General features: G+C 58.9%; 18 protein-coding genes. 7 read left to right on the top strand and 11 right to left on the bottom strand.

All coding sequences use genetic code 11. The features are described from left to right. The first annotated feature begins 52 nt into the window (after window positions 1–52). The 5 genes from MW046_RS04395 to MW046_RS04375 all read left to right on the top strand — a co-directional run bounded on the left by MW046_RS04395 (window position 53) and on the right by MW046_RS04375 (window position 3,060). Window positions 53–238, top strand: a complete 186-nt coding sequence (locus MW046_RS04395) for an LSM domain-containing protein (protein WP_247994353.1) — start codon at window positions 53–55, stop codon at window positions 236–238. Continuing rightward, a complete protein-coding gene (locus tag MW046_RS04390) occupies window positions 235–408 on the top strand; it encodes a 50S ribosomal protein L37e (RefSeq protein WP_124953828.1) in 174 nt (57 codons plus the stop codon). The genes MW046_RS04395 and MW046_RS04390 overlap by 4 nt, the downstream gene beginning before the upstream one ends. A gap of 61 nt (window positions 409–469) precedes the next feature. Continuing rightward, window positions 470–1,900: an amidophosphoribosyltransferase gene (gene purF, locus MW046_RS04385; protein ID WP_247994352.1), complete on the top strand. Its 1,431-nt coding sequence runs from the start codon at window positions 470–472 to the stop codon at window positions 1,898–1,900. A 55-nt stretch (window positions 1,901–1,955) separates the two neighbouring features. Next, complete coding sequence (locus MW046_RS04380) at window positions 1,956–2,450, top strand: hypothetical protein (protein ID WP_247994351.1); 495 nt, start codon at window positions 1,956–1,958, stop codon at window positions 2,448–2,450. 121 nt (window positions 2,451–2,571) lie between these two features. Continuing rightward, window positions 2,572–3,060, top strand: coding sequence for a hypothetical protein (locus tag MW046_RS04375; RefSeq protein ID WP_247994350.1), 489 nt, complete (start codon window positions 2,572–2,574; stop codon window positions 3,058–3,060). A 5-nt stretch (window positions 3,061–3,065) separates the two neighbouring features. Here the strand turns inward: MW046_RS04375 and MW046_RS04370 are convergent, their stop codons facing one another. The 3 genes from MW046_RS04370 to MW046_RS04360 all read right to left on the bottom strand — a co-directional run bounded on the left by MW046_RS04370 (window position 3,066) and on the right by MW046_RS04360 (window position 7,382). Beyond that, window positions 3,066–4,115, bottom strand: a complete 1,050-nt coding sequence (locus MW046_RS04370; RefSeq protein ID WP_247994349.1) for an NAD(P)-dependent glycerol-1-phosphate dehydrogenase — start codon at window positions 4,113–4,115, stop codon at window positions 3,066–3,068. A gap of 72 nt (window positions 4,116–4,187) precedes the next feature. Beyond that, on the bottom strand, window positions 4,188–6,281 hold the full coding sequence (gene rqcH, locus MW046_RS04365; RefSeq protein ID WP_247994348.1) for a ribosome rescue protein RqcH: 2,094 nt from the start codon (window positions 6,279–6,281) through the stop codon (window positions 4,188–4,190). 60 nt (window positions 6,282–6,341) lie between these two features. Continuing rightward, window positions 6,342–7,382: an NAD(P)/FAD-dependent oxidoreductase gene (locus tag MW046_RS04360; RefSeq protein WP_247994347.1), complete on the bottom strand. Its 1,041-nt coding sequence runs from the start codon at window positions 7,380–7,382 to the stop codon at window positions 6,342–6,344. Between the two features lie 203 nt (window positions 7,383–7,585). On the opposite strand from MW046_RS04360, the gene MW046_RS04355 reads away from it, so the two are divergent. Then, the gene (locus tag MW046_RS04355) at window positions 7,586–8,554 is read left to right on the top strand and encodes an endonuclease/exonuclease/phosphatase family protein (protein ID WP_247994346.1); all 969 of its coding nucleotides are present in this window, start codon (window positions 7,586–7,588) and stop codon (window positions 8,552–8,554) included. 1 nt (window position 8,555) lies between these two features. Here the strand turns inward: MW046_RS04355 and MW046_RS04350 are convergent, their stop codons facing one another. The 4 genes from MW046_RS04350 to MW046_RS04335 form a co-directional block, all read right to left on the bottom strand. Beyond that, window positions 8,556–8,831, bottom strand: coding sequence for a hypothetical protein (locus MW046_RS04350; RefSeq protein WP_247994345.1), 276 nt, complete (start codon window positions 8,829–8,831; stop codon window positions 8,556–8,558). A gap of 293 nt (window positions 8,832–9,124) precedes the next feature. Beyond that, on the bottom strand, window positions 9,125–9,838 hold the full coding sequence (locus MW046_RS04345) for an MBL fold metallo-hydrolase (RefSeq protein ID WP_247994344.1): 714 nt from the start codon (window positions 9,836–9,838) through the stop codon (window positions 9,125–9,127). Window positions 9,839–9,937: 99 nt separating this feature from the next. After that, the gene (locus MW046_RS04340) at window positions 9,938–10,309 is read right to left on the bottom strand and encodes a Rossmann-fold NAD(P)-binding domain-containing protein (RefSeq protein ID WP_368411347.1); all 372 of its coding nucleotides are present in this window, start codon (window positions 10,307–10,309) and stop codon (window positions 9,938–9,940) included. Window positions 10,310–10,642: 333 nt separating this feature from the next. Beyond that, window positions 10,643–12,307, bottom strand: coding sequence for a tRNA uridine(34) 5-carboxymethylaminomethyl modification radical SAM/GNAT enzyme Elp3 (locus MW046_RS04335; RefSeq protein ID WP_247994342.1), 1,665 nt, complete (start codon window positions 12,305–12,307; stop codon window positions 10,643–10,645). A 129-nt stretch (window positions 12,308–12,436) separates the two neighbouring features. On the opposite strand from MW046_RS04335, the gene MW046_RS04330 reads away from it, so the two are divergent. Further along, complete coding sequence (locus tag MW046_RS04330) at window positions 12,437–13,042, top strand: hypothetical protein (protein ID WP_247994341.1); 606 nt, start codon at window positions 12,437–12,439, stop codon at window positions 13,040–13,042. A gap of 39 nt (window positions 13,043–13,081) precedes the next feature. On the opposite strand, the gene MW046_RS04325 is transcribed toward MW046_RS04330, so the two are convergent. From MW046_RS04325 to MW046_RS04310, 4 genes are all read right to left on the bottom strand, one after another. Next, window positions 13,082–15,157, bottom strand: a complete 2,076-nt coding sequence (locus tag MW046_RS04325; protein ID WP_247994340.1) for an OB-fold nucleic acid binding domain-containing protein — start codon at window positions 15,155–15,157, stop codon at window positions 13,082–13,084. A 105-nt stretch (window positions 15,158–15,262) separates the two neighbouring features. Continuing rightward, a complete protein-coding gene (locus MW046_RS04320; protein ID WP_247994339.1) occupies window positions 15,263–15,898 on the bottom strand; it encodes a YIP1 family protein in 636 nt (211 codons plus the stop codon). Between the two features lie 99 nt (window positions 15,899–15,997). Then, window positions 15,998–16,972 (bottom strand): WD40/YVTN/BNR-like repeat-containing protein, encoded by a 975-nt coding sequence (locus MW046_RS04315; protein ID WP_247994338.1) that lies wholly within the window; start codon window positions 16,970–16,972, stop codon window positions 15,998–16,000. Between the two features lie 138 nt (window positions 16,973–17,110). Beyond that, window positions 17,111–17,983: an alpha/beta hydrolase gene (locus MW046_RS04310; RefSeq protein ID WP_247994337.1), complete on the bottom strand. Its 873-nt coding sequence runs from the start codon at window positions 17,981–17,983 to the stop codon at window positions 17,111–17,113. Window positions 17,984–18,003: the final 20 nt, after the last annotated feature.

Here is an 18,003-nt window from a genome sequence, read left to right as displayed (position 1 = left end):
AATATCGATCGCACTCGGTGGGCTTAAGACAGAGGAACGTGGCGAAAGGAATATGGCTGGACGACCGCTGGATGTGTTGGAAGAATCACTTGGTACCGCTGTGACGATTTCACTGAAAGATGGAGAGACGTACACTGGCGAACTGACCGGCTACGACCAGCACATGAATCTCGTCGTCGAATCAGATGAAGACACAACCGTTATACGCGGCGATAACGTCGTTTCCATCAACACATGACTGGAGCGGGAACCCCTAGCCAAGGAAAGAAGAACAAAACGACACACGTTCGGTGTCGTCGGTGTGGGGAGAAGTCCTACCACGTGAAAAAGAAGGTGTGTGCGGCATGCGGATTCGGAGAATCAGCCAAGCGACGCGACTACGCGTGGCAATCCAAGGCTGAGGACTGACCTGCTGTCACGATCACATCCGAACGTGAACTAGCTACGGGCGAAAACACAGTTTACGACAATGCATGAGAAATGCGGCGTTGTCGGGATGTCACTCACTGACCGGAGCGCCGCCCACCCACTTTATTACGCGTTGTACGCCTTACAGCACCGGGGGCAGGAATCCGCTGGCATCGTCACCCACGATGGGTTCCAACAGTACGATCACGTCGAGATGGGTCTCGTCGGTGATGCGTTCACCGAGCAAGCACTCGAAGAGTTACATGGAACCGTCGGGATCGGCCACGTTCGATACCCGACATCGGGCAGCGTAGACGCCTGTTGTGCCCAGCCGTTTTCGGTGTCGTTCAAAAGCGGATCACTGGGGCTGTCCCACAACGGCAACCTCATCAACGCCGATGCGGTCCGCGATGAGCTAGCCGCACAGGGTCACGCGTTTACCTCCGACGGCGACACGGAAGTGATCGCCCACGATCTGGCCCGGAACCTCCTCGATGGGGGGCTCATCCAGGCGGTTAGGCGGACGATGGGCCGGATTCACGGTTCGTACGCCCTGACGATCATCCACGACGATGCTGTGGTCGGTGTCCGTGATCCGGACGGCAATCGTCCGCTCTGTTTAGGGAAGATCGACGACGGCTACGTGTTGACCAGTGAGAGTGCTGCTATCGATACGCTCGACGGCGAACTGATCAGGGACGTTCGTCCCGGCGAGTTGATCCGACTCGATCCCGATGGAACGGGATACACATCCTACCAGCTTGAGGAGCATACCCACAGTGCCCACTGCTTTTTCGAGCACGTGTATTTTGCCAGACCGGATTCGGTGATCGACGACAACTTGGTGTATGAAGTCCGACGCGAATTGGGCCGCCAACTGTGGGAGGAGTCGGGCGTCGAGTCGGATGTCGTGATGCCCGTTCCGGACTCGGGACGGGCGTTTGCAGGGGGATACGCCGAGGTTGCCGACGGGGTCGAGTTCGCAGAAGGACTGATGAAAAACCGGTACGTCGGCAGAACATTCATCATGCCCACACAGGACGCTCGCGAACGTGCAGTACGGCTGAAACTCAACCCCATCAAAAGCACCGTCGAGGGAAAAACCGTCACACTCATCGACGACAGCATCGTTCGGGGGACCACGTCTACCCAACTGGTCGAGGTGCTCCGAGAGGCCGGAGCCGAAGCCGTCCACATGCGTATCGGTGCGCCGCCGATCGTCGCGCCCTGCTATATGGGGATCGATATGGCGAGCCGGTCGGAACTCATCGCCGCCGACCGCAGCGTCGAGGAGATCCGCGAGGAGATCGGTGCGGATAGCCTCGCATATCTCTCGATCGACGCCGTCGCGCGCGCACTGGACACTTCACGAGAGGATCTCTGTTTGGGGTGTGTGACCGGCGAATATCCCTACGACATCCCGGACGAAGCGGCTGATCGAGACGTGACACGCCCCGCTATCGGCGAGGACCCTGTCTCGCCCGCCGACTGAACGGGATGGTGTCGATATCGATACGAATTTCTGCTTTCACGAAGAGCTACAGCGTATGCCGTTTACGCCCTTCCATTTCGGTCCCGCGTTGTTGTTCGGTGTGCCGCTCAGACGGCGACTCGACTTCGTAACGTTTCTTGTTGCGAACGTGATCGTCGATGTTCGAACAACGTTCGTGTTCTTCGGAATTCTCTCTGGACGATTGCACGGGCCATTACACACGTACCTCGGAGCGACTCTACTCGCTGGTGTGCTCGCTGGTGGCGTGCTCATCTGTGCTCGGTTGGTGCCGTCCGTGATGGATCGAATCCGTTCCCGACCCGATTCCGTTGGTGCTGTCCTACTAGCAAGCGTGACAGGAACGTGGATTCATGTCACGCTCGATTCGGTTCTGTATCTCGACATCCAGCCGTTTGCTCCCTTATCGACCAATCCGCTGTACGGTACGATATCGACGGGCGCTATCTACGCGGGCTGTGTATTCGCGCTCGGTCTCGGTGGGGTCGCTTCGCTCCTGATGCTTCGCAACTGGCTAAGCGCAACCAACTGATATCCATACCCACTTCGATTGATATGAGAACAAACTAACTAAATATATAAAACAACATTTGTAGGTGTGTATACAACTATATCTACAAGACTTATGTCATAGCAGTGTTCTACCGACGGTCATGGTGACCGGTCGGACACAAAAGCAGGTGACAGAAGTGTTAAACACGCTTCAGGATGCGTACGATTCGTTTTCCATCCATCAGTCTTCGGTGAGTGTTGACCGGGAGACGTATGAACGCGTTGCACAGCGCAGCGAACATGGAACCGTCGAGGTGGACGTGAAGGTTCGTCACGAAGACGGGGTGTTAGTGTGTGAGACCGACGGTGCCGAGCGGACACCCCACGGCCTGATTGATGTAGACGACGCCGCGATCGAAACGGCCGCGCGTCACCTCGTTCGGGAGCGGACAGGTGTCTCTTGTCATGTGGTTGATCTCGTCAGCGCCAACATCGTCGCCGTCCACGACGCCACCACACCGGACCGGGACCCTGTCTATCGGTTATCCGTGTCGTTCGAGGCCGTGTATGAGACCGGTGAGCCAGCAGAATGTGCGAGCTGGCACGCGTCGAACACGCAAGCGGCCGCCACCCATCCCTTGTTGGAGTAGCTCGATCAGATCACGCCGGTGACTTGTGCGGCCTCGCGTGCAGCAGCTTCGCTGACGCCGTTTCCGAGGATCGTGTAGCGATCGCGGATCTCGTGAGCGGTGGTCATCGCTTCGATGAAGTCATCGGCACTGTGGCCGAGTTCCGCGACTGTCGTCGGCGCGCCGATGTTCGAAAGCGCGTTATGGACGTTCTGCCAGTTCCCGTCCTGACCGCTGTGAAGATACTCCGTCGTGATGCTTGCGACGCCGACCTGGTGGCCGTGCAAAGCGGTGTCCCCCGCGATCCGATCGAGTTGGTGGGAGATGAGGTGTTCGGCCCCGCTGGCTGGACGCGAGGAGTCCGCGATGCTCATGGCAACGCCCGACGAGACGAGCGCCTTCATCACGATCCACGCCGAATCTTCTAATCCCTGGTTGATCGAATCCGCGTTTCCGACGAGCATCTCTGCGGTCATCCGCGAGAGCGCACCAGCGTACTCGGAGTATTGGGCGTTTTTCAACCGCGAGGCGAGCTGCCAGTCCCGAACGGCGGTGTAGTTGCTGATGATGTCCGCACAGCCAGCGGTCGTATACTTCCATGGGGCCTCGGCGATGATGGCCGTGTCGGCGATCACACCAAGCGGTGGATCGGCTGCGACGCTGTGGCGAGTCGTTCCTTCCGGGATCGATCCCCGTCCGCTGACGATGCCGTCATGGCTCGCTGCGGTCGGCACAGAGACGAAGCCGACACCCAACTCGTCAGCGGCCATCTTGGCGACATCGATCACCGTACCACCGCCGATCCCGAGGAGATATCCAGCGTTTTCGGTCCGAGCACGTTCGATGACGTGTTCGACCGAGCTAAACCGCGCCGTTTCGACGAGTTCGACCGGGGGATCGGACGCTAGCTGTTCGGTGACTCGATCAGCGGCGATCACCTTCGGCGTCGAACTCGTTACGATGAGCGGTGTTCCCGAGAGGTGGAGTTCCGAAAGCATCTGCCCCGTCTCCGAGATCACTCCATGACCGATCACGACGTTGCGGGGCAACCGAATCCACGATCGCTTTTCGAACATACAGGGATCAATCCACCGGGCAGTATATACTGTCGGATACGACATCACGATCCCATCGAATCGGAGATGCCGCTATTCCTCGTGGATGCGACTCCCACCGGCAGGACAGAACTCCTGAATCAGATCCGGGCTTGCCACTTTCCGGACGAACGCTTCGTCTTCGAATCGATCGCGGAATTCTCGATAGATGAGCTTTGCGATGTCGTTTTGGGCGTACCGTCCGGGTTCGAGCTCGATGTTCGTCACGGTCTGGGTTTCGATCGGGTCGGATGGACCGCCGATGACGCGGGTTTGCGGTTCACAAGTGATCCCGATCGAGACGCCGACGGCAGTGTCGCGGTAATACGTCCGTTCGCCCCGAATGACGAACGATCCTTTCTCGATGAACTCGCCGCTCTCTGGGGTTTTCGTCACCTGATCGGGCGTTGCCATGTACACGTCGCCGCTGTAGTGGCCGTCCTTCCAGATCGAAGAGTACGACACTGCGAACTGGGCGGCTTCCTCGCGGCTTTGCTCGGGGATCTCGACGTCTTTGGCCGCTTCGCTCGGCCCGGTCGCTTTCAGGATCGTCGCCGGAGCGCCGTGAGCCTGTGTGTGAAAGAACAGATCCCCGCTTTCCATGTATTTTTTCACCAGCTCCTCGTTTTGATCCGCGTTGCGCCCACCAATAACGAGAAAGCCATCGCTCGTGTGGAACCACCGGAAGCGTTCGTACCATTTTTCATCGCGTCGAACTGGAATCGACGGCTCCGAAAGCCACTGTTCGGGCGTCGTCTCCTCGGTTGTTTCCTCGTCGGCGTCGGCGCTTTCACCCCACGTCTCACGCCGCTGTTTGACGGCTGCGAGCTGCTCGCGTGTCTCTTCGATCGCTTCGAGTGCACCCTCCCGTTTCTCTTCGATCCGCTTTGCCTCCTGATACAGTTGGTCGGCGTTTTTTTCGACGCCGATCGTCGTATCGAGCGTGACAGTCGCCTCTTCGAGATCAAGCGTCACCGTCCCTTTGGATCCATCGACCGACTGTACGGCCTCAGCAGCGGGAATGTCCCGTTCTGTGCCTTCCTCGAACCGCTCTCTGATCGTTTCCCATGGAATATCGTCAGCGCGAGCGTTCTGAATCGCCGACAGCACTTCGTCGACCAGCCCGTAGCGCTCGTACAGCAACTCAGCTTTCCGTCGTTCTTCGTTTGCTTCCGCCTCGAAGTCCTCGATCGCACCCTGTTGTTGCTCGATGATTCGTTCGAATTTCTCGATCTCGGCCTCAAAGTCGGGACGGTCAGATTCGGTGCTCGTAGCAGTCTCGGCCTCGTTTAGTTCGAGGAAATACGAATCGAGCGCCTCGTTGAAGCTGTCGAATCGGTCGGTTTCGAGCGCCTCGTACTCACGAAGCGCAATCGGAGTGACGTCGACTGGACTGTCGTCTTCGTAGTAGACACGCGGCTCGAACGCCCCGTCTGCAAGCGCGCTTCTGAGCTCCGTGAGAACCCGAAAGAGAGCCGCATACTCCGAATCATCAGCATCAGCTATCGGTTTCGTTTTCTCGATATCAGCCCGCGAACAGAGTTCTTCGGCCCACAGCCCGCCGAAGTTGAGCTGGGTTGCGAGCGTACGGACGATGTCGGTGTCCGAACCCTCCATCTGTCGGTGGAACGCCTCCTCGCTCGTGGTCAAGGGATCGAACCGTGATTGAGGATACTCATACTGGGCACCGGGGACGACCGTCCGCGAAGAGAGTCGAACCGTATCCAGACAGTCGATGATCTCGTAGTCGGCGTTACACACGATCACGTTCCCATCACCGAACAACTCGGCGATCACGAGCGTGACGCCGTCCGGTCGCTCGAACCGAAGGGTGACGATGCGGTCGTACTCGTACTGTTCGATACCGGCGAAATCAGCGCCCGAGATTCGGTTTCGGAGCATCATAGCGAAGTTTGGCGGACGCCCCGGGGCGTCGGGAACGGTCTCGGGGTCGGCGGCGTGGAGCCGCTTTGGATCCCCGACCTCGATCAACAGCTCGACGCGCCCCCGATCGAAATCGCGCATCCGGAGCCGCACCAGCGAATCGTCGTAGAGATACGCCTTATCGACCTTCGCACCCTCGTAGGCCCGAAGCTCCGTGACGAGCGCCGCGAGATCGATACTGCTCAACTCGCGTTTCTGGTCCATATCGAGCACAGTCGGAGCACGCGAAAAGGGATGTCGCTCTGTTCACCCCGTGAAACAACGCTAGCGACCGATGCGCTGTCCCGTCATCAGACCATTGCCCAGCGCCCGGTGGATGCGTCCCTCGCCGGTCACCCAATCACCAGCGAGAAACAGTCCCTCGCGCTCGATATGCTGGCGCAGTTCCGGATCGATGTCAGGAGCGCCCTCCAAGTCGGGAAGCGCGTGAGACCACGCGATGGTATCGGTCCAGTCGGGCGCTCGAAACCGTTCATCATCGAGCAGCTCCGCCGTCAGATCAGTCACTTCGTGATCGATCACCGTCTCGTCGGAATCGTCGATCCGTCGTGCCGACCAGTCGGGAGCCATCTGGACCACCAGCAGGCATTCACCCGTCGGGACGTGCCCCGGTTTGCACTCCTCTCTGGAGAGCCACCCGATCTCGTGGTTTCGGTCGGTGTTGACCAGCGCGTAGTACGGTACGTCGATCTCGAACGGATACCCCAACACGACCGTGTGGATCGGACGGTACTCGACCTCTTCGACGGTCGAGTGGAGTGCTCGGTAGCTATCGCTGTCCCATTCGATGGTCGAAAGGAGCGACGCTGTCTGCGGTGCTGGCGGTGTGAGCACGACCACATCGAACGTCCCGAGCGGTCGTGGGCCAGCGAGCGACCACTCCCCATCGTCGCGGTCGATCTCGGTAACGGCGGTGTTCCGAACGACAGTGGCGTCGCTCTCTTCGAACAGCCGTCGAGGAAGTTCCGCGATGCCTCGTTCGTAGCCCCATTTGTGCGCATCGCTGTCCTCGCCGGATGTGATCGTTCCATCCTCGGTAAACGTCCACACCGGGTCCGTGATATCGATTACCCCCTCGGCGTCCAGCGTCTCCGTGATGAGATCTACAACCGCCGGATCGTCGTTTTTGACGTAGTTCGCTCCGGGATCGTAGGTGTAGCCGTGGGCGGTATGGGTCGCTGCCCGCCCGCCGATCCGATCGGTTCGTTCAAACACCGTAACTGAAACGGGTGCGTTCCGTAAGGCGTAGGCGACGCCAGCACCGGCAACACCGGCACCGACGACGGCAATTCGACGTGTGCTCATCGGTTGGTATATCTTTCGAGGCGATCGATAAAAGAGTGTGATTCACCATACGTTTCAGACAGCTCCACAGAAATATATATCAGAACGGGACGATCGTACACCACTAGAATGACGCTACGATCGATGTTGCTATACTTATATGTATATATAGTCGATAGTTAATTTACTGAATTTTTATTGTCTTTATTTATATTTGAGACATCATGAGTAGCAACGAAACTCGGATCGATCGTCGCCAGTTTCTCACGATGGGCGGGGCAGCCATCACGGGGGTAATGGGCACTCGGACAACGACAGCTTTGTCGATCGGAGTGCAAGACGGTTCGATGGGCCCACGACAACCGATCCGGGTTCTATCGTATAATATTCGCCACGGGATGGGCACCGACGGAGTGTACGACCTCCGGAGAGTGGCGGCAGTGATTCGGGCTGTGGATCCGGATGTCGTTGCTCTACAGGAAGTCGACAAGGGGTATCACGTTCCATGGCGGGACACGTCTCGTAGCGATTTCGACAATCAGCCTGCGTTACTCTCGAAATGGACCGGGATGAACGCGGCATATTTCGTCCACATCGATTACACCGGTACGGAGAACTTCGAGGAGTACGGGGAAGCCCACGGACAGTACGGAGATCTCATCTTGAGCAAGCATCCGATACTCCGCACCGAAGCGCATCCGTTCCGGGTGACCGGTGAAGACAACGCGTATCTACAGAATAAAATCGCAGCGGCGAGGATCAACGTCCGCGGCGCTCAGTTCTGGTTTTATTCTGTGCATGCGAACGCTTTCGACATAGAGATCAACGCGGCACAGCAAGAACAGCTCATCCAAACGACTAGAAGAAAATCGCTACCCCAAGTAGTCGCGGGGGATTTCAACGCCCGATACGGGATCGGAACCAACCAACGACAGAAGACCTACAAACGCCTCAACGACGCGTTCGTGGACGTACTTTGGCGAACTGGTGATGTGGAGTACACCGTTCCAGCACTGGGCAAGGACGGTCTCAAACGGCGGCTCGACTACGTTTTCACCACGGACGAGGTCGGTATTGCCGCTGGAAACGTGGTTTCGACCGGAGAGGGTCCCTCTCCATCCGATCACCGGCCGATCACCGCGGATCTGGTGCTCTCCTCGGGACGTACCGGATCACACGATTCGGATGTGTGAACTATCTCGTCGTCCGTTGACGATCGGAACGAACGGTGTTACAGAACCAGTAGCACACTAGCCCGCTCCAGACACCCACGAATGCGGCAGGGATCGCATAAAATAGGAAGATTACGTGTGCCCAGCTCGGTCGGAATTCACCGAGAATAAGCAACTGTGCGAGATGGACGGTGAAGATCTCTATGATGAATGCTCCGCTGAGCAAGACGAACGGTCCATACACTGCTTGTAACACGACAGCCCACCGGTAGAGCGGATCATCGTATCTCCTGTTCACAATCGGAACGCCCAATATAGGATACAAGCCAGCGATAGTGAGCGATGGGCCGAGGATCCACAACCAGCGCGGGACATATATTCCATGGTTCTGTGCAAGTGGGGTGTGTATCCTCTGTAGCGAAACAATGCTGAGGGGGGTAACCAGCGTGAATAGGAGTGCCCCCACTACGAGTAACACGGTGGGATGTCGATCTTGGATCCATTCACGAATGCCCTGTACTGAGACCACGACGAGACTCCTACCAGCGCCGGAAAGGTAATTGTATGTAACGGCAATTGATAGAAGACCACTCACATTTCCTCGGCGAGCGTTTGGAGTCGTTCGTACCCCCGGTCGGTGATCGGCTCCCCGTGGCCGATACAGGCGATATCGAACGGTGGGCACCGGTGTTGGAGGTTCCGAACGCTCTCGCGGAGCTGTCGCATGTCGTATGAGTCTCCCCAAAACGGCGTCGTCAGTTCGCCATCGGTTTCCCAGAGGAGATCACCGAGAAAGGCCACGTCGGCGTCGTGGATGTAGGCGGTGTGTCCCGGGTTGTGTCCCGGAGTATGATACGCGGTGAAGCGCCCGATACGTTGTTCGTCGCTCACATCGTGGAGATCGGTGTCGTCCGGCAACGAAAACAGTTGGCGAGCGGCCCGGTGGAACAGTCCTTTGTGGTGGGTGATCGGCGGATCCCACGTCCCTTCGACCAGCGCAACGTCGCGCTCGCCGAGATACACCGGACAGTCGAAGGAAACGCTATCTAACCCCCACGTGTGATCGAGATCGTAGTGGGTGAGCAACACGCGGTCGATGTCATCAGGGGCGTATCCGGCGGCTTCGAGTTCCCCCTCTAACGACCGACGGTTGTACCGATAGCCCGTATCGATCAGCGTCACGTCGCCTCCCGTCCGATCACCGGTCTCCGGATCGATCCCGTCGTCGATCAGATACGCGTTCGAACCGAGTGGTGCGGACCAACCGAGCTCGAGCAACCAGAGGTCCTCACGGAGACATCGCATCACGAGAGATATCCACCTGTCACGTTTAATCTTCACGGGCGATCAAACACTAACTATCCACGATCCATTTTATTCCATCGTTTGATATATTATTATAATTTATACAAAACTGATGTCGGCTGCGTGTGTTCCGCTGTCGAGTTCGGGCGTCAACGCGTTCGGGTGTCGGTTTGCCACGTGCCAGTACGTGTCGGCGACGTGATCCGGGTGGATCCACTCCTCGTTGGGATGATCTGTCCAGTCTCGTTGGTCCGGGACGCCCACGCTATCGTCAACGAGTACGGTTGCGACGTCGATGCCCTCGGGCCAGAGCTGGCGCGCAAGCGAACGGGCGAGTCCGCGCGCACTGAAGCCGGTGCTGTTGTGAGCGGGACCGTCGCTGCGGACGGCGGCAGAGGAGCTGGTGAACAGGATGGCATCGCCGTCACCCGCGAGCATGTCCGCCACAGCCTGTTCCGAGCAGAGGAACACGCCGTCGGCCCATACGCGCCACGAGCGTTCGAACGCCGAGTGATCGACCTCGAGGGGCCGTCACCGGAGTCGGACAGTCCACTTTCAGTGTCGCCAGAAGTTTCGGCTTCTGGCTGCTAACCAGAAATCTCCGATTTCTGGTGACGGTGAAAAACATCGGTCTGAAGTTACTCACTGTACCCGAGGGCAAACGTCCCTCGGGGTTGAGCCACGGTCAACTGGCTCTAAAGTCCGGGACGCTGAACCGAGCGATGACCATTCATCCGCCGAGTTTCGGCCAAAAGGGGAGTCCCACGGACAAGCCCCGTCCTCAAACGCGAGCGCCAGCGAGCGTTAGAGCGGGGTAGTCGACAGCCGCGTCGAGACGTACGGGCCGTCCTGGTAGTAGCCCAGTTTCTTCCGGTAGTACTGTCGAACGCCGATACCGCTGATGACGCTGAGCTTGTCGTACCCTTCATCGCGCGCCATGCGTTCTGCGTGTTTGAGCAGCTTCCGGCCGTACCCCCGGTGTTGGTACTCCTCGCTACCGTCTCGACCGATACCGACCTCGTTGCCGTACACGTGCAGCTCTCGGATGAGTGCCGCGTTCTGTAGCTCCTTGCGGGTCACATCGGATGGGAAGCGGAGCCGACAGAACCCGACGAGAAGATCGTTGTCTGGGTCCTCGTAGCTGATGAAATGCTCGGTACCGCCGCCGGACTCGTAGGTGAGCACGTCGCGCTCGATCCGGTCGGGAGTGGCGTCGTTCATGCCGACCTCCCGACACCGGATACAGTCACACGACCAGCCGTGATCGTCCATCCGCTGGCGAGCGAGCTGTCGGAGGTTCGACTTCCAGACGCCCGCCTCGATGAAGTCAGCAGGAATGTCTCGCTGGACGCGTTGGAGTCGTGTGTATTTGGGAATCTGTGATTTGATCTCTGCGACGAGCTGAGCGGCTTCCTCGTTGGTGAGCGGCTCGTACTCCCCCCGTTGCCACATGTCGTAGGTAATCGTGTCTTTGACGATGAGTGTCGGGTAGATCTTCAGGTAGTCGGGCCGCCATGCTGGATCCTCGAACAGCTGTCGGAAGTCCTCTCGGCACATCTCCATCGTCATCCCGGGCTGGCCGGGCATCATGTGAAAGCCGACCTTGAATCCAGCGTTGCGCAGTCGGCGGTTGGCATCGATCGAGGCCTGAATCCCGTGTCCCCGGTGCATCTCGCGGTTGATGCGCTCGTAGGTGGTCTGAACGCCGAGTTCGACCTTCGTCCCCCCAAGTGCGAGCATCCGGTCGATCTGTTCGGGATCACACCAGTCAGGCTTGGTTTCGAACGTGGTACCGATGTTTCGCACGTCAGCAGTTTCGTTCTCGGCGATGACGTCCTCGAGATACCGAAACTCGTACTCTTCGGGATCCTGAGCGAAGCTCACACCTTCGGCTGGCTCCGGCTCTTTGTCCACGTCGTAGTCGTTCATCGCTTCGAGCGCGCGCTTGACGAACCACTCCTGATAGTCGTGAGACCGCGCGGTCATCGTCCCACCCATCAGGATGAGCTCGACTTTATCCACGGGGTGACCGATCTTGCGCAACTGTTCGAGTCGGAGGGTAACTTGGCCGTATGGATCGTAGTCGTTTTGGACGCCACGGGCTGCAGCAGGCTCGTGACCCGTGTAACTCTGTGCGGAGGAGAACTCCGAGGCCGGACCACCGGGACAGTACAGACACTTGCCGTGGGGACACATGTGCGGCGAGGTCATGATTGCAACCGGTGAGACGCCCGAAACCGTCCGGACTGGCTTGCGACGAAGGATCGGTTCGAGCTCCTCACGACGGTCTTGTCCGGCGAAATCGAGGAGTTCGGAGTTCTTTGGCACCTTCGGCGCGGAGTGTTCCGAACACACCTCGAGTTTGGCGGATTCGAGATCTTCGCGTCCGACCTCCCCCGAGAGGATTCGGTCGATCAGCGTCTCACAAACCCGCTCGAACGCGTCGGTTTCGGTCGGGTGCGTACTCATCTACTGGTGTGTGGTGATCCACGAATAAGAGCCTGCGGTTCGCTTCTCAGGAAGCCGAAGCTCACACGGCAATCGTCCACAGCGGTGATTTCCCAACAGTTATCTCATTCTGACCTGTTTCGGACAACTGTGAACGTACAACGCCTAACTGCTCTCGCACTCATTGCCGTTGTGTTGCTGGCTGGATGCAGTAGTATCGGATCTTTAATGGGGTCGGATTCGGAAACACCTTCGCCGACACCGACTACGACAGAAGCGACGACTACGGCAACGACATCGCCAGAACCGACACAGGTCGTCAAGACGGCTCCGGGAGCGTCGACGCCGGGCCAACCGGAGACGTGGACGAAACCAGAGACACCGAGAGATCCGGAAAACAAACACGAAGATCGGATCAGTGGTGCTGAGTTCATCAACAAGGAGAACGCATCGGACGGGAGCGGCTACACCGACTTCGACGTCCGTGTGAACGCCAACACGTCGATGGAGAACGTCGATCCCACGCCGGACGTGGACGGTGAGCCGTACTTCACCGTGGAGATCAACGACAAACTCGTCACTCGACAGGACGCGTACTTCCGTGAGGACGGGACGTTTACGCTCAACGTCCACCCGGACGCACTCGACCAGTTCGACGCTGGGACGCTTTCGGTTCGCGTGACGCTGTACGATGTAGATCACGAGTTCGACGACCGCTACGACGAGTGGACGGGGACGATCGAGTACAGCGGTTAATCCGAACGGTTCCTGCAAAACGAGCGTACGACCGCTTCGCTAGTTCGTTTGCGACTGCCCAAGCGTACTCGCGATCGCGTCGTAAATGGCCTCACGTACGTGTTCTCGTTCTCCAGCCACGAACCCGATCCGGTTGTGGCCATCACGCGCCGTAACGCCGGCGCTCGGGACGTCGTCTTGGAGTCGTTCGACGACGTCGGACAGATCGAACGGTGTTGTGCTTCGGATCGTGATCTGGTCCGTATCGACGCCGAGTGTGACGAACGTGCCGTCTCGGTTGCGGCGATGGATCTCATCGAGCAACAGATCCGTGGGAGGGAAATCAAAGCGATGGGTGAACGCGTCGGTGTCGAGGACGGCGAACGTGAGTCCATCCTCATCACGACGGTCGAGATTCTCCTCTGCGGTTTGGACCTCTCCGGCGAGTTTCTCTCGGAATTGTTCGCTTACCTGCTCAGCGAGACCCTTCGAAACCGATTCCTCGAACAGGAGATCGGAAATCAGCTCCCGTTTTCCATCGTAGGACTGGTAGTACGCTTTGAGTGCGATGGCTTCCCGGAGGTTAGCCGTGTCGGACGGACTGTGGCTGTGAGCGCCCTCGCGTGCTAACTCTGTGTAGATCTCCGGAACGTCCTCCCAGAAGCTCGCTGCCGGGAGGTGCGAGAGATCAGCACGAACGTCGGAATTGGGGTTGACGTGGACAGCGATCGCCGTGGCGATAGCTGCGGTACTCGTTTCCTCGTCGTTTCCGGCTAAGGCGGGATTCACGACGGAGCTGACCGATTCTTGCACGTCCGCATCGCCGGGCGTACTGTCAAGAACGACTACGTCGGTGTCGTAGATTTGGAGCAGGTCAAGCCCATCGAGCGAGTCGCTCGTGCCTCCCGTGGCCACGAAGACGAACAGCGGTCGTTTCTGCTGGTGGCGATCACGAGAGCCGAGCAAAGACGTGACGTCGTTCGTCGCGTCGTCCATGTCGTAGGCTCCTTCGAGAGGACGCCGATCGAAGAAGTGGTAGACGGCATCGGCCGCCGTGTGTTCGTCCTCGATGAGTGGGAGGATCGCACGTTCGAGAGCTGCACCGGCGAGATAGCCGTCGACACTCGTCTGGTGTCGAACCACGATCGGTCGAGATTCGATAACGGCCCGCCGGATCGTCGTTGCACCCTCTCGAACGGCGTCGATTACCGATTCTACGGCGCTGTCTGGGGCGAGCGGATCTAGCGGCTCGACTTCGGCTTTGGCCTGTACGGCCTCGTCCATCCGATCGACGATCGCCGTTTCGTCTTCGTCAGTGACCACGTCGATCTGTTCGGTCTCGACCTGTAGCTCGCTGCGCCGTTCTCGGACCTCTCCCACGACACCGACGTAATCGCCGGTACTGATCTCCGGATACGCACGCACACCAGCACCGACGAATGCCGCACAGTCGACGACATCGGTTTCGTCCTGTACCGAAAACACGGTCGGACCGCTGGTTTGGCGGACGTCGGTAACGAGTCCCTCTAAACGGACGATGTCACCGACCTGTTCCTGTAACTGTTCGATTTCAGTGCGGTTGAGATCGGACGACACAGCTCCGTTCTCCGAGGCGACTTCCCGCGTGGACTGTGTGGATCCGCCCCGCTCGAAGTCGTCCTCTGCGATCTCGGTGTCCGGAAGTTCGCTGTTTCTATCCTGTGTCTGCTGGTCCGAACGATCGTCGTCGTTGGACTGGTCGCTGTGACTATCGACTTCCTCCGGTTCGAGCGTGTTTTCGGGATCGTGAATGTACTCGCCCCGGAACTCCCGAGCGGAGTCGCGAAGCGACCATCCGAGATCTACGTTACCGTTGTCACGGACGTTCGTTACTTGTACGTATACGGTGTCATCTTTTTCCCAGCTGAGGCTTTCGAGTCGGTGAGGGAGTTCACTCCGGTGTAGTAGACCTGTAACGTGATCTCCAAGATTCACGAAGATGCCGAAATCGGCATAGCCATCGACAGTACCGCGATAGTAACAGTCAACGATGAGTTGATCTGGTCGCGTCCCGGCGAAATCGAGAACGACATCCTCCTTGTGGAGATTGCCGATCTGATCCTCCAAGGAGTCACCGGTGACGATCTGCTCGCTCATATGAATACGAACCGGCCCGGCTTGAAACGGTTGTCGGAATCTCTTTCCCGCCGACACCGACCGTCTTCACCGCCCCGTGTGTCCAATACCTAGCCCGAAGCCCGTCTACCCGAATAGTCCGCTGCTGGCACCGAGCAGTTCGAGCGCGTGTATCCCCCGGAACCCGTAGCCGAAGATGATCCACGATGGAATGGCGGTCACAGCGACGGCGCGCGGGATCGACGTGTCGTGAACGATGGCCGTTCCGATCACCAACAGCACGACACCGTAGACGGCGGCTCCCAGCCACAACAGCGCGATCAGCTCGGCAGACACCACACACAGCCCAGCCATTCCGACGCACAGCGCGGTCAGTGGCACACCCGACAGGGCACACGGCGCGGCCGCGTAACCGATCACCTGCACTGTTTGGCTCACCCCGGCGCGGTCTTCGACCAACCCGATGAGGGCGACGGTTTCGAGCGCGGCACAGAGATGTAACACGACCGGAGCCAGAAACACCACCACCAACAGGAGCGTGAGCATCCGCATCGAGAGCGACTGTATGGCTGATGGAAAAATCCGCAACACGACGTGGAGCAGGGTCACCGCGATGGCGAACGTAAGTCCCGGTGCTTGATCACCGGTCGAGATGGCCGAGCGGAAAAACCGGTGGGGGGCCACAAGCACACCAACCCACGCTCGCACGAGACCGGCCACTCCACGTTCACGGCCGCCGCTCGCTTCGATCCACGTCGTCACACCCGTGCAGACGAGTGGAGCAGAAATGAACGTTCTTGTTCGTCGGTTTTCGAGGTGCGGTTGGTATCGGAAGTACGTTGCTGAGGTCGCGTTCACTCCTTACACACCGGATAGCGACCGGATCGAGACCGACAGCCGTCCTACCTCGATCCACTCGCCATCGGTTCGACGGAGGACGTATCCACCACGCGTTCCGGCGAACACGGAGCCATCACGGGCGGTCCACGCCAGCACGAACTCGTTCGGTGCGCCGGGGTACGACACGGTCTCGAAGGAGTCGCCTCCATCGGTCGACTCGAACAGCGCGGCGTCAGGGCCGAGATCGCCGCCCCACGTCGGTGGTGCTCCGCGGGCCGCTGCCGCGTACAGCCGTCCGTCGGCTGCAAAGGCCTCCCGGAAGTAGGTGTGATCCACGTCTTCGTCGATCCGCGTCCACGAGTGGCCTGCGTCGGTCGTGCGATACAACCCGCTTCCCGTCGATGCGACGTAGCGATCGCTCGTTTGGACGAGCACGTGGTGGACGTCGTTGCTGTGTGGCGCGTCGAACGCGATGCGGCGCTCGTCCCACGTTTGGCCGCGATCATCGCTGACGTGGACGCCGCCAACCTCGACGCCCGCGATGAGACGCTCGGGATTCTCGGGATCGAACCCCAAACTCCGGACGTGAGCCTCGTTGCGGTGGCGCGGCGTGTGCCATTCACTCCGGGACGGTAACTCCTGAAACCCCGTGAGTTCCTCCCATTCACACGCTCGATCGTCCGACTCCGCAGCGAACGACGTGGCAGCGAACGACGTGGAAACGTACACGTGCGCGGGATGGGTCCCGGCGTACAGGTGGTCTCCGGACGAATTCACCGCGACGGAGTACACTTCTTCTCTGGGAACGCCCAGATCAACCCAGTCAGTGCCGTCGAGTGAATGATACAGTCCGGACTTGGTCGCCGCGAACGCACCCGCAACCGAATCGAACGTCCGAACACGCATCGCGCGGTCGGTCTCCAGCACGCGCTCGGATTCGAACGTGTCTGTATCCGAAACCCTGTACACGCCGTCCGTAGTACCTGCGAGCAACATGTAATATTTGATTGAGCGGCAGTGTAATTATACGTTCCCGTGAATCAGTTTTTGTAAAAATTTTTATTGGTGTGGGCGTGTCGTTCGTTCCGGTAGGGCGATCCCTAAAACCGCCGTTCCGTCGACCGTCTCGGATCGTTAGCTGAGGTCGTCGGTGATGTCTCCGACACAGCCGTCGTTAGAATCCATGTACTGGCAGTGATGGTCGATCCGGGATGTCAGATCGTGGTCGTACCAATTCCCCGGCTCGCCGCCCGCCCCACCGGTGTATCCAGATGCGTGTCGTCCGAATTCGGCTGCCTGATAGATGTCGCCGAGCGTGTCGTCGTTTTCGCTGTAGTAGTTGTGTGTTTCGTTTGTGCCGTACAGGATACCGTCGTAAAACCGTTCTCCGGGCTGTTCGTCCCACACGGCAGCTCCGAACAGGTTGACCGAATTGATCGATCGACCATACGTCGTCTGGAGATCTCGAACACATTCGAGCGCCAGCTTTCCACCCAGCGAGTGAGCAACGAAGTTCACAGTGACGCCGTGCTCCGCCGTCAGTCCGTTGGCGTCGAGGAGGCCAGCGAGATCCGCTCCAGCCTCTATCGAGTGGTTTTTCGCCGAATACCATTCGTCCCATGAATCGCCGGCGTCCCAATTGCACGTCGTGACGGCTCCGCCGTAGCCGTGGTTCGAGAGATACTGGTGGATCTCGTATGCGTAGCTCCGACCACCGTTCTGGTTCGTAAAGCCGTGGATGAATACGGTGAGGTTCTCCGCAGCCCATGGCCACTCATGGAAGGTTCCCGCCTCCGGTCGCACTTCGCCGAGCCACGACGGAGCACTCGGATAGGAATACGGGCACTCCCCATCACCTGCTGTCGCTGTTCCGCTTAGTCCGCTCACACCGGCCACCCCGACGACCGTTGTGAGACTGGATTTCAGTACCCGACGGCGAGTCACCATCCCGCCGTTCGAACCGCTCGATCCCCCTGTATTAGTGTGTTTCTCGGCACCATCAGACATGGATACTGGATAGTACAATT

It is taken from the genome of Halocatena salina, from assembly GCF_023115355.1.
GTDB lineage: Archaea > Halobacteriota > Halobacteria > Halobacteriales > Haloarculaceae > Halocatena > Halocatena salina.
The sequence above is the reverse complement of the archived record's forward strand: the minus strand, read 5'-3'. Positions and strand labels throughout refer to the sequence as shown.

Excerpts from the sequence above, each read along its gene's own strand:
- purF (WP_247994352.1), top strand. The coding sequence starts at position 470 with ATGCATGAGAAATGCGGCGTTGTCGGGATGTCACTCACTGACCGGAGC.
- MW046_RS04370 (WP_247994349.1), bottom strand. The coding sequence starts at position 4,115 with ATGTTCGAAAAGCGATCGTGGATTCGGTTGCCCCGCAACGTCGTGATC.
- MW046_RS04380 (WP_247994351.1), top strand. The coding sequence starts at position 1,956 with ATGCCGTTTACGCCCTTCCATTTCGGTCCCGCGTTGTTGTTCGGTGTG.
- MW046_RS04335 (WP_247994342.1), bottom strand. The coding sequence starts at position 12,307 with ATGAGTACGCACCCGACCGAAACCGACGCGTTCGAGCGGGTTTGTGAG.
- MW046_RS04360 (WP_247994347.1), bottom strand. The coding sequence starts at position 7,382 with ATGAGCACACGTCGAATTGCCGTCGTCGGTGCCGGTGTTGCCGGTGCT.
- MW046_RS04345 (WP_247994344.1), bottom strand. The coding sequence starts at position 9,838 with ATGCGATGTCTCCGTGAGGACCTCTGGTTGCTCGAGCTCGGTTGGTCC.
- MW046_RS04310 (WP_247994337.1), bottom strand. The coding sequence starts at position 17,983 with ATGTCTGATGGTGCCGAGAAACACACTAATACAGGGGGATCGAGCGGT.
- MW046_RS04325 (WP_247994340.1), bottom strand. The coding sequence starts at position 15,157 with ATGAGCGAGCAGATCGTCACCGGTGACTCCTTGGAGGATCAGATCGGC.
- MW046_RS04315 (WP_247994338.1), bottom strand. The coding sequence starts at position 16,972 with ATGTTGCTCGCAGGTACTACGGACGGCGTGTACAGGGTTTCGGATACA.
- MW046_RS04375 (WP_247994350.1), top strand. The coding sequence starts at position 2,572 with ATGGTGACCGGTCGGACACAAAAGCAGGTGACAGAAGTGTTAAACACG.
- rqcH (WP_247994348.1), bottom strand. The coding sequence starts at position 6,281 with ATGGACCAGAAACGCGAGTTGAGCAGTATCGATCTCGCGGCGCTCGTC.
- MW046_RS04355 (WP_247994346.1), top strand. The coding sequence starts at position 7,586 with ATGAGTAGCAACGAAACTCGGATCGATCGTCGCCAGTTTCTCACGATG.
- MW046_RS04390 (WP_124953828.1), top strand. The coding sequence starts at position 235 with ATGACTGGAGCGGGAACCCCTAGCCAAGGAAAGAAGAACAAAACGACA.
- MW046_RS04395 (WP_247994353.1), top strand. The coding sequence starts at position 53 with ATGGCTGGACGACCGCTGGATGTGTTGGAAGAATCACTTGGTACCGCT.